Here is a 15713-nt window from a genome sequence, read left to right as displayed (position 1 = left end):
CTGGAGCACAATCTACGTCACAGGCAAAAAGCCTAAGGAGCTGCACGGCTTCCAGATCCCTCCCTCGATGATCAGTCGAGAACTATCGCTCCTGATGGAGCGATAGTCGAGATACAAGGAGCTGCCGCAGGCTGCGATCTTTTCGTAATATTTATGACTTCCTGACCACCACATCCTGCTCCAACACCAATTCCTTGTTCCCCGCATCCAGCCTGACCAACGCCCCCATCGGCAATGTCAGATTCGGATCACAGTGCCCGCTTCGCCACCCCGACAACACCGGTATTCGCAAAGGCTCGAACGTCTGCTTGAGCAACCGCTCCAGCGCAGGCACCTCGACACCCGCCACATCCCCCACCAGCACGCCGCGCAACTTGCCCAAAACGCCGGCCAGCCGCAGGTGCGTCAACATCCGGTCGATGCGGTATAGCGGCTCGTTGATGTCCTCAATGAAGAGAATGACACCCTCGGCATCGATCTCATAAGGCGTACCCATGGTCGCGGCAATCATCGACAGATTGCCGCCCAGCAAACGCCCGTGGGCGATGCCTGGCTCGATTGTCGTCAACGGATAAGCCACGGGATGCGCCATTACGCTGCCCGCCTTCACCTGCCCGCGCAGCATGTTGAAAAATGATGGTTCGGTGGGCTTTTGCCTGTCGCCCAGCAGGTCGGCATTGAGCAGTGGGCCATGGAACGTCACGAAGCCGGCATAACGACTGATCGCCAGATGCAGCGCTGTGATGTCGCTGTAGCCGATGAACGGCTTGGCGTTGTTGCGCAGCAATTCGAAATCAATGCGATCGAGCAACCTCGGTGTGCCGTATCCCCCACGCAGGCAAATGATGGCGTCGACTTCGTCATCGGCGAATGCCCCATGCAAGTCATTGAGCCGCACTTCATCGCTGCCGGCCAGGTAGCCGTCCTTCTCGTAGACGCCGGGGAAAATCTTCAGTGAATAGCCACGGGCGCGCATCCATTGCACGGCTTTGTCGGTGTCCAGCGGTGCAGGCCCGGCAGGCGCAATGACAGCGATCAGCCCTTCCGACGGCAAGGCCGGGACCGGGGTGTTAGGACAAAGGGTGTGGTCGGGGCGAGCGGTCACCTTGAATCTCCCACGATTGACCACGCTCCCTGTAGGAGCTGTCGAGTGCAACGAGGCTGCGATCTTTTGATGGTTTTAAAAACAAGATCAAAAGATCGCAGCCTGCGGCAGCTCCTACAGAGGAGTGCGATCATTCGCTATCAGGACGACATCAGCTCAGCCTTGACCAGCTTCGCCTGCTCGTCGGCGTGGTACGAGGAGCGAACCAGCGGACCGGAAGCGACGTTCTTGAAGCCCATCTTGTAACCTTCCTCGGCGAACCAGGCGAAGGTGTCCGGGTGCACGAAACGCTGTACCGGCAAGTGACTGCGCGATGGCTGCAGGTATTGGCCCAGGGTCAGCATGTCGATGTCGTGCTCGCGCATGCGCTTCATGACTTCGATGACTTCTTCGTCGGTCTCGCCCAGACCCAGCATCAGGCCGGACTTGGTCGGAATGTGCGGCATCATTTGCTTGAAGCGTTGCAGCAGGGTCAGCGACCACTGGTAGTCCGAACCCGGACGCGCAGCCTTGTACAGGCGCGGCACGGTTTCCAGGTTGTGGTTGAACACATCCGGCGGCTCGGCAGCGGTGATTTGCAGCGCGATGTCCATGCGGCCACGGTAGTCCGGGACCAGGGTTTCGAGCTGCACGTTCGGCGACAGCTTGCGGATTTCGCGGATGCAGTCGGCAAAGTGCTGGGCACCGCCGTCACGCAGGTCGTCGCGATCCACCGAGGTGATCACGACGTATTTCAGTTTCAGGTCAGCGATGGCGATGGCCAGGCTTTCCGGCTCGTTGACGTCCAGTGGCTTCGGCCGGCCGTGACCCACGTCGCAGAACGGGCAGCGACGGGTGCAGATGTCACCCATGATCATGAAGGTCGCGGTGCCACCGGAGAAGCACTCGCCCAGGTTCGGGCAGGAGGCTTCTTCGCACACGCTGTGCAGCTTGTGTTTGCGCAACAGGGCCTTGATGCGGTCGACTTCCGGAGACACCGGGATACGTACGCGAATCCAGTCAGGCTTTTTCGGCAGTTCAGTGGTCGGAATGATCTTTACCGGGATGCGTGCAACCTTCTCGGCGCCGCGCAGCTTAACGCCGGCTTCAACCTTGGCACGCGGGGCCGGACGCTCGGTGACATCCAGCGTCGGGATCATGGTTTGCACTGCATCAGTAGTCATATCAGTCGATTCCGCCCGTTAGGGTCGTCTGCTCAGCATAGTCGAGGTGTTTGACGAGCTGCGCGCGCAGCCGGGCACTTACCTCGGCAAATTCAATCGATCCTGCATGGTCGCTCAGCTGGGTCATCGCCAGCCCGGCGTAGCCGCAGGGATTAATCCGTCGAAACGGTTCCAGGTTCATGTCCACGTTCAGGGCCAGGCCATGAAAGGAACAACCGTGGCGGATCCGCAGACCCAGGGAAGCGATTTTCGCACCGTCGACATAAACACCCGGTGCATCCGGCTTGGCCGCCGCGGTCACGCCGTAACTGGCGAGCAGCTCGATCAGGCAAGACTCCATCCGGCTCACCAGGTCGCGTACGCCGAAACCCAGCTTGCGCACGTCCAGCAACAGATACGCCACCAGTTGCCCAGGCCCGTGATACGTCACCTGGCCACCGCGATCGACCTGCACCACCGGGATATCTCCCGGCAGCAACAAGTGCTCGGCCTTGCCGGCCTGCCCCTGAGTGAAGACCGGCGGGTGTTCGACCAGCCAGATCTCGTCGGGCGCATCGCTGCCGCGTTCGTTGGTGAAGCGTTGCATGGCATGCCAGACCGGCTCGTACGCCATCTGGCCGAGCTCGCGAAAGCCCAGCGTGCCGGACATCACAGCACCATGTGCACGAAACCGGTAGCCCGCAGTTCGCTGTTGATGTTGTACAGCTGATCCTGGTCGGTCGCGACGATGTGCAACTGAATAGTGGTGTATTTGCCGTTGCTGCTTTGACGCTCGTCCACACGCTCATCGTTGATCGTGGCGTGCTTGCGGACGATGTCGATGATCTTGTCCTTGTTGCCCACACCCGTGTCGCTGATCACCTTAACCGGGTAATCGGTGGCAGGGAATTCGATCTTAGGCGCCTTTACTTCGGTATCGGTCATGGCGTAACGGCCTCGTAAGCGTAAGCCGTGGCGACGGCAAAGCCCCGCGCCGGATCAGCACGGGGCCTTGCAGGAGCACACTATCAGTTGAACAAGCCGTAGAAGAATAGACGGATGCTATCCCACATGCGACGGAAGATACCACCCTCTTCGACGCCGTCCAGAGCGATCAGGTCGGCGCTGTGCACTACCTTGTCGTCCAGTTTGACTTCGACCTTGCCGATCACGTCGCCCTTGGCGATTGGCGCAACCAGTTGCGGATTCATGGTCATGCTGGCGGCGAGCTTTTTCAGCTGGCCTTTAGGCAGGGTCATGGTCAGGTCTTCAGCCAGACCGGCCTTGACCTGATTGGTGGCGCCTTTCCAGACAGGAGCCTGAGCCAGCTCGGCGCCCTTCTGATAGAAGGTCTGGGTTTCGAAGAAGCGGAAACCGTAGGTCAGCAGCTTCTGGGTCTCGGCGGCGCGAGCCACTTCGCTGTTGGTACCGAAGACCACGGCGATCAGACGCATGCCATCACGCACGGCCGAAGACACCATGCAGTAGCCCGCTTCATCGGTGTGACCGGTTTTCAGACCGTCGACGGTCTTGTCGCGCCACAGCAGCAGGTTGCGGTTAGGTTGCTTGATGCCGTTCCAGAAGAACTCTTTCTGCGAGTAGATCGCATAGTGAGCCGGGTCTTCGTGGATGATCGCGCGAGCCAGCACCGCCATGTCGTGAGCCGACGAATAGTGCTCAGGGTTCGGCAGGCCGGTCGGGTTCATGAAGTGGCTGTTGGTCATGCCCAGGTCGCCGACGGTTTTGTTCATCATGTCGGCGAAGGCGTCTTCGCTGCCGGCGATGTGCTCGGAGAGCGCAACACTGGCGTCGTTGCCCGACTGGATGATGATGCCGTGCAGCAGGTCGCTGACAGTCACCTGCGAGCCGACCTTGATGAACATCCGCGAACCGCCGGTACGCCAGGCGTTCTCGCTGACGGTCACCGGATCATTTTCGCCGATCTGGCCACGACGGATCTCCAGCGTCGCAATGTACGCGGTCATCAGCTTGGTCAGGCTGGCGGGCGGCAGACGCTGGTCACCATTGTTTTCGACCAGCACGTTGCCGCTGCTGGCGTCCATGAGCACATAGGCCTTGGCGGCCAGTTGCGGTGGCGACGGCATCATCTCGACCGCGAACGCGGCAGGTGAGAGAAGCAGCGGGACTAGAAGGCACAGGCGTTTGGCAAAGGTGGTGATGTTCATCCGTCTCTCGAAATCGCTAATGGAAACTGCCCGAAGGCAAAACTAATCAAATAACCTTCTAACGGGTTATCGCGTGTTCAGTTGCTCACTCCAGCCACCCTTTGCCGGGCTTTTGTTCTTCGACGAGCCAACAACCTGGTTCACCCCCCAATACCGCAGATGAACCGTCAATCAAGTTCTACGTATTACTCAGTCACTACGCTTGGCGAGCCGAGATTGGCCATGCGCACACTGTTCTGTACTTGCTGGATTTCACCCGGCGAACCGATCGGCCCCATGCGCACCCGGTGCAGGGTCTGCTGATTGCGCACGATCGAGCTGATGAACACCGGAGCGCTCACCATCCCGCTGAGCTTCGACCTCAGCAGTTCTGCAGCGTCCGGGTTGGCGAACGCGCCCACCTGCAGATACTGGCCAGAGGCTGTTGCAGAAGCGTTTTTTTTTGCGTCGGCAAGTTGAACAGGGACGACGGCGGCGGCATGTTGCTGCGGCGGAGGTGTCCATTGCTCGACGGTGCCGGCCGAAGCCGTAATGACCGGGGCGCTATTCTGCGCGACTTGCGGCTCGTTGAGCATTAAAGGCGCCGGACGGCCCTTGGCGGCCCACCATTGCTGCGGATCGATGCCTTCGACCTTGACCCGTGCGGTGCCGGTTTCGGCGTAACCGAGTTTTTTCGCGGCAGCGTATGACAAATCGATGATGCGGTCCGAGTAGAACGGCCCACGGTCGTTGACCCGCAGGATCACGGTCTTGTTGTTGTCCAGGTTGGTCACCCGAACGTAACTCGGCAGCGGCAAGGTCTTGTGTGCGGCACTCATGCCGTACAGGTCATAGACTTCGCCATTGGCGGTGTTCTGACCATGGAATTTGGTGCCGTACCAGGACGCCGTACCCGACTGCACGTAGGTCTTGGACTCTTGCAGCGGAAAGTAGGTTTTGCCCAGTACCGAGTACGGGGCTGCCTTGTACGGGCCGGTGTGCAGGGTCGGCGTGGCGTCCGGGATTCGCGACACATCGACGTCCCACCACGGCGCGCCATCCTTGTGAGCGCGGTTGATGTCCAGCCCCGGTGCGGAACGCACGCCGGTGGAGGACTTCTGCGCCGGTGCGCGGCTGGTCGAACAACTGGCGACCAGCACGGCCAGCGCGGCAAATGCCATCAGCTTCAGGGGTTTATTCATAGGCAATGCCCGCATTACTTGACGCCCCGTGCTTGGACCAGCTGTTCAGACAGTTGATGTACGGCCATGGCGTACATCACGCTGCGGTTATAACGCGTGATCGCGTAAAAATTTTTCAGGCCCATCCAGTATTCAGGGCCATTGTCGCCTTCCAGTCGGAATGCGGTAACCGGCATATCATCGCGCAGCGCATCATGACTTGACCAGCCCAAGGCCCGCAACTCTCCGACGGTTTTAGTCGGCTCGATGCCCGTGGTCAAACCTTCGTCGACCTGATCGCCCCGCACATCGGCGCGGCTGACCACCGGTTCGCCGGCGACCCAGCCGTGACGCTTGAAATAACTGGCGACGCTGCCGATGGCATCGTCCGGGTTGTTCCAGATATTGATGTGGCCGTCACCGTCGAAGTCCACCGCGTAGGCGCGAAAGCTGCTCGGCATGAACTGCGGCAGGCCCATGGCACCGGCGTAGGAACCTTTGAGGGTCAATGGATCGACCTGCTCTTCCCTCGCCAATAACAGGAACTCACGCAATTCCTTGCGGAAAAATTCGGCACGGGGAGGATAGTCGAAACCCAGCGTCGACAAGGCATCAATTACCCGGAAATTACCGGTATTGCGACCGAAAAAGGTCTCAACGCCGATGATCGCGACGATAACCTGGGCCGGCACGCCGTATTCCTGCTCGGCACGGGCCAGCACGGCCTCATGCTGACGCCAGAAATCCACACCACGGGCGATTCGCGCATCGGTGATGAACATCGGGCGATATTCGTTCCACTGCTTGACCCGCTCGGCGGGTTTCGAAATGGCGTCCAGAATCGACTGTTTGCGCTCGGCTTCGCGGAACACGCCCATCAACTGCTCACCGGCGAAACCGTAGTCGCGGGTCATCTCACCGACGAATTCGGCCACCTGCGGTGAGCCTTCGTAATCGCCGGCCAACGCTTCCTGCGCGCTGCCAAGGATGCTTACCAGGCCGACCCACGGAGCGTATCGAGTCGCCCAGCCACGCATTACTTGCATTGAACTCTTCACCTTATTCAAACCTGTGCGATCCACTTGCGATGGGTATGGATCGACATCAAAACCCCAAACGCTGACAGCAGCGTCACCAGCGAAGTTCCTCCGTAGCTAATGAACGGCAACGGCACCCCCACCACCGGCAACAGGCCACTGACCATACCGATGTTGACGAAAACATATACAAAAAACGTCATGGTCAAGGCGCCCGCCAGCAACTTGCCGAACAGCGTCTGGGCCTGCGCGGTAATCACCAGACCACGGCCGATCAACAGCAGGTAGATCAACAGCAGCGCGCAGATACCGACCAGACCGAACTCTTCGCCCATCACCGCAATAATGAAGTCGGTATGGCTTTCCGGGAGGAAGTCCAGGTGCGACTGGGTGCCCAACAGCCAGCCCTTGCCGAACACGCCGCCGGAACCGATGGCGGCCTTCGATTGAATGATGTTCCAGCCGGTGCCCAGCGGATCGCTCTCCGGATCGAGGAACGTCAGGATCCGCTGCTTCTGGTAGTCGTGCATGATGAAGAACCACATGGCGATGGCCACGGGCACGGCAGCCGCGAGCACGCTGAGGATCCAGCGCCAGCGCAGGCCACCCATGAACAGCACGAACGCACCGCCGGCCAGGATCAGCAGCGAGGTGCCGAGGTCCGGTTGCCGCACAATCAGAATGAACGGCACGCCGATCAACATCAGGCTGATGCCGACGTGCTTGAGTTGCGGCGGCAAGGTGCGCTTGGACAAGTACCACGCAATGGTCGCCGGCATCAGGATCTTCATGAATTCCGATGGCTGGAAGCGGATCACTCCGGGGATGTTGATCCAGCGCGTGGCACCCATGGCGTTGTGCCCCATGACATCCACCACCACCAGCAACAGCACACCGACCACGTAGCCAACCGGCACCCAGCGCGCCATGAAGCGCGGCTCGAATTGGGCAATGACGATCATCGACACCAGGCCGATGCCGAACGAAGTGGCCTGTTTGGCCAGCAGGTCCCAGCTCTTGCCACTGGCTGAATACAAGACAAACAGGCTGCCGGCGGCAAGTGTCAGCAGCAGGATCAACAGCACGCCATCGATGTGCATGCGCTGCAACAGCGTGGCACGGCGGCGCATCACATCCTCACTGGAGAGCATGCGATCGAAATTATTCATCACGGGCGGTAGCCTCTGCGGTGTTAGGGCTGGCGTATTCCGCCTTGAGATGACCGCTCTCGTCGAGCAGCCAGGCGTCCATGACTTGACGCACCACAGGCGCTGCGACGCCGGAGCCGGATTCACCGTTCTCGACCATCACCGAGACCACGATTTTCGGGTCGTCGGCCGGCGCGAAGCCGACGAACAAGGCGTGGTCGCGGTGGCGCTCCTGAACCTTGGAGCGGTCGTACTTCTCGCCCTGTTTGATCGCGACCACCTGGGCCGTACCCGACTTGCCAGCAATCCGGTACTGCGCACCGATCGAGGCTTTGCGTGCCGTACCGCGAGCACCGTGCATAACCTGTTGCATCCCGTGGTTGACCTTGTTCCAGTCGGACGGGTCGCGCAGGATGATGTCCGGCATCGGATTCTCGTCCACCGGCTTCTCGCCTTCGATGGTCTTGGCCAGGTGCGGCCGGTTCCAGATGCCTTTGTTGGCCACCAGCGCGGTGGCCTGGGCCAGTTGCAACGGGGTCGATTGCATGTAGCCCTGACCGATCCCGAGAATCAGCGTTTCCCCCGGGAACCAGGCCTGACGGCGGGTCGCTCGCTTCCATTCTCGGGTCGGCATCAACCCCGGGGATTCTTCGAACATGTCCAGGGAGACTTTCTGGCCGATGCCGAACTTGGTCATGTATGCCGACAACCGATCAATCCCCAGCTTGTGGGCCAGATCATAGAAATAGGTGTCGTTGGAACGCATGATCGCGGTATCTAGATCGACGAAGCCGTCACCGGTGCGGTTCCAGTTGCGGTATTTGTGATCGTAGTTGGGCAGCATGTAGTAGCCGGGGTCGAACACCCGGGTCGAAGCCGTCACCACACCCGCGTCCAGGCCGGCAATCGCCACCGCCGGTTTGATCGTCGAGCCCGGCGGATACAGACCACGCAGCACGCGGTTGAACAACGGCCGGTCGATGGAGTCGCGCAGCTCGGAATAAGCCTTGAAGCTGATGCCAGTGACGAACAGGTTCGGGTCGAAACTCGGCTGGCTGACCATCGCCAGGACTTCACCGGTTTTCGGGTCCAGCGCTACCACCGCACCGCGACGCCCGCCGAGCGCGGCTTCGGCGGCTTCCTGCAATTTGATGTCCAGGCTCAGGACGATGTCCTTGCCGGGAATCGGATCGGTACGCTTGAGCACGCGCAATACGCGGCCCCGAGCGTTGGTCTCGACTTCTTCGTAGCCCACCTGACCATGCAATTCCGGCTCGTAGAAACGCTCGATGCCGGTTTTGCCAATTTGATGGGTGCCGCTGTAACTCACCGGATCCAGAGTCTTCAGTTCTTTCTCGTTGATCCGCCCCATGTAGCCCACCGAGTGCGCAAAATGCGCACCCTGCGGATAATGACGGACCAATTGCGCGACCACTTCCACGCCTGGCAGGCGGAACTGGTTCACGGCGATTCGCGCGATCTGCTCTTCGGTCAACTCGAACAGGATCGGCACCGGCTCGAACGGCCGGCGACCCTGGCGCATGCGCTTCTCGAAAATCACCCGATCTTCAGGCGTCAGCTCCAACACCTGGACGATCACATCGAGCACTTGCTGCCAATCGCCAGAGCGCTCGCGGGTCATGCTCAGGCTGAAGCTGGGCCGGTTGTCGGCAATGACGACACCGTTGCGGTCGAAAATCAGCCCACGGGGCGGCGGAATCGGCTGCACGTGGACACGGTTGTTTTCCGAGAGTGTCGAGTGGTACTCGTACTGGATCACCTGCAGGAAATACAAGCGCGCGATCAGTACGCCGATCAGCGCCACCACTGCAATTGCCCCGAACACGACGCGGCCACGCACCAGACGGGCGTCTTTTTCGTGGTCCTTGATGCGGATCGGCTGGGACATGAGGGCAGAACTACTTGTGGTAAGGGTGGCCGGACAGAACTGTCCAGGCACGATACAGCTGTTCGCCGATCAGAATCCGCACCAGCGGGTGCGGCAACGTCAACGGCGAGAGCGACCAGCGCTGATCGGCACGGGCACAGACTTCCGGCGCCAGCCCTTCGGGGCCGCCGACCATGAAGTTGACCGTGCGCGAGTCCAGCCGCCAGCGATCGAGTTCGACCGCCAGTTGCTCGGTACTCCAGGGCTTGCCGTGGACTTCGAGGGTGACAACGCGCTCGTTCGGCCCGACCTTGGCCAGCATGGCTTCGCCTTCCTGACGGATGAAGCGTGCCACGTCAGCGTTCTTGCCACGGGTATTGAGCGGTATTTCCACCAGTTCCAGCGCCAGCTCGGACGGAAGACGCTTGGCATATTCATGCCAGCCTTCTTCCACCCACTTGGGCATGCGAGAACCGACGGCGATCAGTCGCAGTCGCACAGCCGTTCCTTATTCCTGGTCTTTGTTGAGCTTGGTGAAATGCTCGTGACCAACTTCAGGGCTGTGGTGTTTGCCATCGGCAGCACGACTCTGCTCGGCACCTTTCCACAGGCGCTCCAGGTCGTAGAACTGACGGGCGTTGGACGTCATCATGTGGACGATCACGTCATCCATGTCCAGCAGGACCCAGTCGCTGTCGCCCTTGCCTTCTTCACCCAGCGGCTTGATGCCCAGGGCTTTGACGGCTTCGCGAACCTTGTCCAGCATCGCGCCGATCTGGCGGTTGGAGGTACCGGTGGCGATGATCATGAAGTCGGTGATGCTCTGCTTGTCGCGAACGTCGATGACCAGAACGTCCTGGGCCTTGACGTCTTCCAGAGCGGCTACAGCGATCTTGACCAGCTCGTCGCCTTTAGGTGGCTCGGCAGCGAGGACTTTCTCAGGCAGCGGAGCGCTCTTGAACGTGCCTTTGCGTTTTACTTTGCTTTCGTTGTTGCTCGTCATATAAAACTCGTTTTGCTCGTATGTTCGGGGCTTCGGTACACGTTGTTGCCACGTGCCTTGAAGCACTCCTATTCAGTTCGACGCACGGTAGAGACCGTGCGCATCGATGTAGGCCAGGACCGCGTCGGGCACCAGGAAACGTACCGACTTACCGCTGGCCAGCAGTTGACGGATCTGGGTGGCGGATACCGCGAGCGGCGTCTGCCAGACGAATGCAATCTGTCCGCTCGGCCCTTTGAGGGCCAGCGGGTCGCTCACCGAGCGCGCTGCCAGCAGGTTGCGCAAGGCATCCGGCGGTTCGCTGTCGGCATCCGGGCGTTGCAACACCAGGATATGGCAATGCTGGAGCAACTCTTCCCAGCGGTGCCAAGTGGGCAGGCCGCAAAATGCGTCCCAGCCCAAAAGCAGAAAAACCTGGGTCTCGGCGGCCATTTCGGCACGCATCAACTCCAGGGTATCGATGGTGTAGGACGGTTTGTCCCGCTGCAATTCGCGGGCGTCCACCACCAACGGCGCCACACCGGCCACCGCGCACTCGACCATCGCCAGACGGTCTTGCGCCGACACCTGCGGCGTATCCCGATGGGGCGGCCTGGCACTGGGTGTCAGACGCAGCTCATCGAGCGCCAGGGTTTCGGCAACTTCCAGCGCACCACGCAAATGGCCGATGTGCACCGGGTCGAACGTTCCACCCAGTACGCCAATGCGCCGAGGTAGTGGCTCGCTGGCGGTCAGCGGGGCTGACGGGTTCAGGTCGCCCAAGTCAGACCGGCTCCTGTCCGCGCAACTGGCCATCACCGACCACGATGTACTTCTCGCAGGTCAGGCCTTCGAGGCCGACCGGGCCGCGGGCGTGCAGCTTATCAGTAGAAATGCCGATCTCGGCACCCAATCCGTATTCGAAGCCATCGGCGAAGCAGGTCGGGGTGTTGATCATCACCGACGAAGAGTCGACTTCAGCCACGAAACGCCGGGTGTCGCCCTGGTGTTCGCTGACGATCGAATCGGTGTGGTGAGAGCCGTAATGGTTGATGTGCTCGATGGCCTGGTCCAGCCCGTCGACTACTCGGATCGACAGAATGGCGTCCAGGTACTCGGTGCTCCAGTCTTCTTCAGTAGCCGGCACCGCATCGATAATTGCCCGAGTGCGTTCGCAGCCGCGCAGCTCGACGCCTTTTTCGCGGAACTGGGCAGCCATCGCCGGCAGGAAATCTTTGGCAACGGTTTGATCGACCAGCAACGTTTCCATCGCGCCGCAGATGCCATAACGGTAGGTTTTGGCGTTGAACGCGATGCGCTGGGCTTTCGCCAGATCAGCGTGCTCGCTGACATAAACGTGGCAGATACCGTCCAGATGCTTGATCACCGGAACGCGGGCGTCACGGCTGACACGCTCGATCAGGCCACGACCGCCGCGCGGCACGATGACATCGACGTACTCAGGCATGGTGATCAGCGCGCCAACGGCGGCACGGTCGGTGGTTTCGACCACTTGCACCACGGCAGCCGGCAGATCGGCTTCGGCCAGGCCGCGTTGAATGCAGGCAGCGATGGCACGGTTGGAATGAATCGCTTCAGAACCGCCACGCAGGATGGTCGCGTTGCCGGACTTCAGGCACAGGCTGGCGGCATCGATGGTCACGTTCGGCCGGGATTCGTAAATAATCCCTATCACGCCCAACGGAACACGCATCTTGCCGACCTGGATGCCCGACGGACGGAAGCTCATGTCGCGGATTGCACCGACCGGGTCCGGCAGAGCCGCGACCTGGCGCAAGCCGACGATCATGCCGTCGATACGCGCCGGGGTCAGCGCCAGACGCTCAAGCAGGGCTGGTTCCAGACCATTGGTGCGGCCAGCCACCAGATCCCGCTCATTGGCAGCCGTCAGCTCGGCGCGGGCAGCGTCCAGCGCATTGGCAGCAGCCTGCAAGGCGCGGTTCTTCTGCGCAGTGCTGGCACGGCCGATGACGCGGGAAGCCTCGCGGGCAGCGCGACCCAGGCGGGTCATGTAGTCAAGAACGGACTCAGTCATGGTCTGGCGTGGTCTTTGATTAGGGCTTGGTAAAGAGTAAAGCGGCAGATTATAGCTGTCGCGTCTCTCGACTAACAGCGGTGACGGGCGGATGGTCGAAATGGAGGGCAATTTGCTGACGTTCAGCCGGGATTAAGCTGCAAATTGTTATCATCACGACTCAATCAGCCCTGATAAACGCCGTTCATCATGTCCAACCTGACTGTTCGAGCGTCCGCCACGAGCCTGCCCACGGGCCTTGCAGACGCGTTTTTCGACCGCGATGCGCAAATTCTGGCCCGTGATCTACTGGGCAAAGTCATCCGCCATCGGGTCGGCGATCTGTGGCTCAGCGCCCGGATCATTGAGACCGAAGCCTATTACTGCGCCGAAAAAGGCAGCCACGCGTCCCTCGGCTACACAGAAAAGCGTAAGGCTTTGTTTCTGGATGGCGGCCACATCTATATGTATTACGCCCGTGGCGGTGATTCACTTAACTTCAGCGCCCAGGGGCCGGGCAACGCGGTGCTGATCAAATCCGCCTACCCTTGGGTCGACGAACTCAGCGGGCCGGCGAGCCTGGCGCAGATGTTATTGAACAATCCCGACGCACAAGGTCGCCCTCGCCCATCGCAAAAGCTCTGCGCCGGGCAGACGTTGCTGTGCAAGTCGCTGGGTTTGAAAGTGCCGGTGTGGGACGCCAAGCGCTTCGACCATGAGGTGCTGCTGGTGGAAGACGTCGGCCAGACGCCCGCCCACATCATCCAGACCACGCGCCTGGGCATCCCCGATGGGCGCGACGAACACCTGATGTACCGTTTTGTCGATGCTGCCTATGCGGCTTATTGCACGCGGAACCCGCTACGACGGGGCCAGGTCGAAGGTCGCGATTACATGCTGCTGTGAACACACACCCTGTAGGAGTTGCCGCAGGCTGCGATCTTTTGCCCTTCAAAAATCATGATCAAAAGATCGCAGCCTGCGGCAGCTCCTACAGCGACAAACAATGGAAATGGAGTGGTTTTTATGGGCCAATGGCTCGATAGCGTGACCGGTTGGTTGACGGTCAACCCGCAATGGCTGGCGGCGGCGGTGTTCATTGTGGCGTTTGTGGAATGCCTGGCGATCGCCGGGTTGATCGTGCCCGGTACGGTGTTGTTGTTCGCCGTAGCGGTACTGGCCGGCAGTGGCGCGTTGTCGTTAAGTGAAACACTGCTGCTGGGCTTCGTCGCGGGCGTGTTGGGCGATGTGGTTTCGTACTTCCTCGGACGCCACTTCCATCAGAACATCCGGCGCCTGCCAGGCTTGCGCCATCACCCGGAATGGATCACCGGGGCGGAGTCGTACTTCCAGCGTTATGGCATCGCCAGTCTGCTGGTCGGGCGCTTCATCGGCCCGCTGCGCCCCATGCTGCCGATGGTAGCCGGTATGTTCGACATGCCGTTTCCGCGCTTCTTCGCCGTCAGCCTGCTGGCTGGCGCGGGCTGGTCGGTGGCGTATCTGCTACCGGGCTGGGCCACTGGCGCGGCGATTCGTTTGCCGTTGCCTGAGGGTTTTTGGCCTGAGGCCGGAATCGTTGCCGGCGCCATCGCCGTCATGGTCGGGTTGAGTGCGACCAGCAGCTTGCGTCGACACCGCAACGCCACGGTGTTCATCAGCGGGATGAGTCTGTTGATACTGGCCGGGCTGTTTATCGGCTATCCACATCTGACCGCGCTGGATCAGGGCGTGATGACCCTGGTCCAGGAACATCGTAAGCCGGCGCTGGATGAAGTGGCCGTGGTCCTCACGCTGATCGGCGAATTCCGCAACATGCTGCTGTTCAGTGCCTTGCTGGTCGTGCTGTTGGTGATCACCCGGCAATGGCGCCAGATGATCTTCGCGTGCAGCACGTTGCTCTGCACAGCGCTGGCCAATACGCTGACCAAAAACTTCTTCGCCCGGGTGCGTCCGGAAGTGCTGAGCGACCCGCTGACCAGCTACAGCATGCCCAGCGGTCATGCCTCAGGTTCCTTTGCGCTGTTCCTGACCCTGGCGGTGCTGGCCGGTCGCGGACAACCACCGCGCATGCGCCTGACCTGGTTACTCGTGGGTTGCCTTCCGGCCCTGGCGATTTCCCTGTCGCGGGTTTACCTCGGCGCACATTGGCCGACGGATGTCCTGGCGGGGGCGATGCTGGCAGCGTGCGTGTGTGCCGCGAGCCTGTGGCTGAGTCAGCGCCGGACTTCGCTCAACGCAATGCCGCCCAAGGTCTGGTGGCTGGTGCTGCCGTCGCTGGTGGCGCTGTTCGGGTTCTTCGTGTTGCGGCACTTGCCGCACACTATGCTGCGATACGCCTACTAAAGATCAAAAGATCGCAGCCTTCGGCAGCTCCTACAGATATACGTCTTGCTTATGCAGGAGCTGCCGAAGGCTGCGATCTTTTCAGCGGCCTTAGGCAAACAACTCGCCCTGCAACTCATCCAGCAACGCCTGAATCGCATCCAGTCGTTGCTGCGGGTCGTCGAGTTGCAGCAGGTCGATCTTGTCCAGTTCGGCAAACGGCAACAGGTACGCCAACTGATTGGCCAGCGACTGTTGCCCGGTCGCTTCGGTGCCCATGTTCAGCGCTTCGACCATCGGGTGTTCGGCCAGAGCCTTGAGCAGGGCCACCAGATCGGCGTCTTCGTCCTGCAACGGCTGCTCCGGTTCGTCCTCCAGCCACTCAATATCAGCGACGGTCAATTGATCGCGCTGAACTTCAGTACGCAGTACGTTGAAACGACGTCCACCCTGAACACGAATCCCCAACAGTCCGTTGTCTTGCTGTTTGAAATCGGTGATCAGCGCTTCACAGCCGACCAATGCGTAACCTTCTGGGGCGATACCGACTTCTTCACCATCAAGAATGCACACCACGCCGAAGCCGCCGCCCTGTTTCATGCAGCGGCCGATCATGTCCAGATAGCGCGCCTCGAAAATCTGCAGGTCGAGGATGCAACCGGGAAACAGCACCGTGTTCAACGGGAAAAGCGGCAGGCTCATAGACAT

At 60.6% G+C, this 15713-nt stretch carries 16 protein-coding genes; 2 read left to right on the top strand and 14 right to left on the bottom strand.

The annotated features are described in order from the left end of the window. Positions 1–151: 151 nt before the first annotated feature. From ACM110_RS27070 to ACM110_RS27010, 13 genes are all read right to left on the bottom strand, one after another. Entirely contained in the window at positions 152–1105 is a 954-nt protein-coding gene (locus ACM110_RS27070) for a S66 peptidase family protein (RefSeq protein WP_416130165.1), read from the bottom strand. Between the two features lie 140 nt (positions 1106–1245). Beyond that, positions 1246–2268 (bottom strand): lipoyl synthase, encoded by a 1023-nt coding sequence (gene lipA / locus ACM110_RS27065; protein ID WP_416130164.1) that lies wholly within the window; start codon positions 2266–2268, stop codon positions 1246–1248. Position 2269: 1 nt separating this feature from the next. After that, on the bottom strand, positions 2270–2917 hold the full coding sequence (gene lipB / locus ACM110_RS27060; protein ID WP_150701599.1) for a lipoyl(octanoyl) transferase LipB: 648 nt from the start codon (positions 2915–2917) through the stop codon (positions 2270–2272). Beyond that, a complete protein-coding gene (locus ACM110_RS27055) occupies positions 2917–3192 on the bottom strand; it encodes a DUF493 domain-containing protein (RefSeq protein ID WP_338583298.1) in 276 nt (91 codons plus the stop codon). Before ACM110_RS27055 ends, lipB begins: the two co-directional genes overlap by 1 nt. Before the next feature lie 83 nt (positions 3193–3275). After that, positions 3276–4433: a D-alanyl-D-alanine carboxypeptidase family protein gene (locus ACM110_RS27050; protein ID WP_034148128.1), complete on the bottom strand. Its 1158-nt coding sequence runs from the start codon at positions 4431–4433 to the stop codon at positions 3276–3278. 185 nt (positions 4434–4618) lie between these two features. Then, positions 4619–5629: a septal ring lytic transglycosylase RlpA family protein gene (locus tag ACM110_RS27045; protein WP_416130163.1), complete on the bottom strand. Its 1011-nt coding sequence runs from the start codon at positions 5627–5629 to the stop codon at positions 4619–4621. Continuing rightward, on the bottom strand, positions 5629–6639 hold the full coding sequence (mltB, locus tag ACM110_RS27040) for a lytic murein transglycosylase B (protein WP_416130162.1): 1011 nt from the start codon (positions 6637–6639) through the stop codon (positions 5629–5631). Before mltB ends, ACM110_RS27045 begins: the two co-directional genes overlap by 1 nt. A gap of 17 nt (positions 6640–6656) precedes the next feature. Next, positions 6657–7760, bottom strand: coding sequence for a rod shape-determining protein RodA (gene rodA / locus ACM110_RS27035; RefSeq protein ID WP_338586592.1), 1104 nt, complete (start codon positions 7758–7760; stop codon positions 6657–6659). Positions 7761–7791: 31 nt separating this feature from the next. Beyond that, a complete protein-coding gene (gene mrdA, locus ACM110_RS27030) occupies positions 7792–9687 on the bottom strand; it encodes a penicillin-binding protein 2 (protein WP_338583303.1) in 1896 nt (631 codons plus the stop codon). Positions 9688–9697: 10 nt separating this feature from the next. Continuing rightward, the gene (gene rlmH, locus ACM110_RS27025; protein ID WP_007937439.1) at positions 9698–10165 is read right to left on the bottom strand and encodes a 23S rRNA (pseudouridine(1915)-N(3))-methyltransferase RlmH; all 468 of its coding nucleotides are present in this window, start codon (positions 10163–10165) and stop codon (positions 9698–9700) included. A 9-nt stretch (positions 10166–10174) separates the two neighbouring features. Next, positions 10175–10669 carry a ribosome silencing factor gene (rsfS, locus tag ACM110_RS27020; RefSeq protein ID WP_075949060.1) on the bottom strand — a complete coding sequence of 165 codons (495 nt, stop codon included), beginning with the start codon at positions 10667–10669 and terminating at the stop codon, positions 10175–10177. Positions 10670–10741: 72 nt separating this feature from the next. Beyond that, entirely contained in the window at positions 10742–11431 is a 690-nt protein-coding gene (gene nadD / locus ACM110_RS27015) for a nicotinate-nucleotide adenylyltransferase (RefSeq protein WP_416130161.1), read from the bottom strand. A 1-nt stretch (position 11432) separates the two neighbouring features. Then, the gene (locus tag ACM110_RS27010) at positions 11433–12704 is read right to left on the bottom strand and encodes a glutamate-5-semialdehyde dehydrogenase (RefSeq protein WP_416130160.1); all 1272 of its coding nucleotides are present in this window, start codon (positions 12702–12704) and stop codon (positions 11433–11435) included. A gap of 189 nt (positions 12705–12893) precedes the next feature. On the opposite strand from ACM110_RS27010, the gene ACM110_RS27005 reads away from it, so the two are divergent. Together ACM110_RS27005 and ACM110_RS27000 are read left to right on the top strand one after the other, a co-directional pair. Further along, positions 12894–13589: a DNA-3-methyladenine glycosylase gene (locus ACM110_RS27005; RefSeq protein WP_416130159.1), complete on the top strand. Its 696-nt coding sequence runs from the start codon at positions 12894–12896 to the stop codon at positions 13587–13589. 120 nt (positions 13590–13709) lie between these two features. Further along, positions 13710–15026 (top strand): bifunctional DedA family/phosphatase PAP2 family protein, encoded by a 1317-nt coding sequence (locus ACM110_RS27000; protein WP_416130158.1) that lies wholly within the window; start codon positions 13710–13712, stop codon positions 15024–15026. 90 nt (positions 15027–15116) lie between these two features. Here ACM110_RS27000 and ACM110_RS26995 read toward each other — a convergent pair whose 3' ends face one another. After that, complete coding sequence (locus tag ACM110_RS26995; protein WP_338583312.1) at positions 15117–15707, bottom strand: LON peptidase substrate-binding domain-containing protein; 591 nt, start codon at positions 15705–15707, stop codon at positions 15117–15119. Positions 15708–15713: the final 6 nt, after the last annotated feature.

Source organism: Pseudomonas sp. NFX98 (genome assembly GCF_047784845.1).
In the GTDB taxonomy this organism is placed as follows: domain Bacteria; phylum Pseudomonadota; class Gammaproteobacteria; order Pseudomonadales; family Pseudomonadaceae; genus Aquipseudomonas.
Note: the sequence above shows the minus strand (reverse complement) of the source record. Positions and strands in the feature narration are given on the sequence as shown.

What these genes read in the sequence shown, in the direction of transcription:
- ACM110_RS26995 (WP_338583312.1), bottom strand. Translation starts at nt 15,707, where the DNA reads ATGAGCCTGCCGCTTTTCCCGTTGAACACGGTGCTGTTTCCCGGTTGC.
- mrdA (WP_338583303.1), bottom strand. Translation starts at nt 9,687, where the DNA reads ATGTCCCAGCCGATCCGCATCAAGGACCACGAAAAAGACGCCCGTCTG.
- ACM110_RS27000 (WP_416130158.1), top strand. Translation starts at nt 13,710, where the DNA reads ATGGGCCAATGGCTCGATAGCGTGACCGGTTGGTTGACGGTCAACCCG.
- rodA (WP_338586592.1), bottom strand. Translation starts at nt 7,760, where the DNA reads ATGCGCCGCCGTGCCACGCTGTTGCAGCGCATGCACATCGATGGCGTG.
- ACM110_RS27005 (WP_416130159.1), top strand. Translation starts at nt 12,894, where the DNA reads ATGTCCAACCTGACTGTTCGAGCGTCCGCCACGAGCCTGCCCACGGGC.
- ACM110_RS27055 (WP_338583298.1), bottom strand. Translation starts at nt 3,192, where the DNA reads ATGACCGATACCGAAGTAAAGGCGCCTAAGATCGAATTCCCTGCCACC.
- lipB (WP_150701599.1), bottom strand. Translation starts at nt 2,917, where the DNA reads ATGTCCGGCACGCTGGGCTTTCGCGAGCTCGGCCAGATGGCGTACGAG.
- lipA (WP_416130164.1), bottom strand. Translation starts at nt 2,268, where the DNA reads ATGACTACTGATGCAGTGCAAACCATGATCCCGACGCTGGATGTCACC.
- rsfS (WP_075949060.1), bottom strand. Translation starts at nt 10,669, where the DNA reads ATGACGAGCAACAACGAAAGCAAAGTAAAACGCAAAGGCACGTTCAAG.
- ACM110_RS27050 (WP_034148128.1), bottom strand. Translation starts at nt 4,433, where the DNA reads ATGAACATCACCACCTTTGCCAAACGCCTGTGCCTTCTAGTCCCGCTG.
- ACM110_RS27010 (WP_416130160.1), bottom strand. Translation starts at nt 12,704, where the DNA reads ATGACTGAGTCCGTTCTTGACTACATGACCCGCCTGGGTCGCGCTGCC.
- ACM110_RS27045 (WP_416130163.1), bottom strand. Translation starts at nt 5,629, where the DNA reads ATGCGGGCATTGCCTATGAATAAACCCCTGAAGCTGATGGCATTTGCC.
- mltB (WP_416130162.1), bottom strand. Translation starts at nt 6,639, where the DNA reads ATGCAAGTAATGCGTGGCTGGGCGACTCGATACGCTCCGTGGGTCGGC.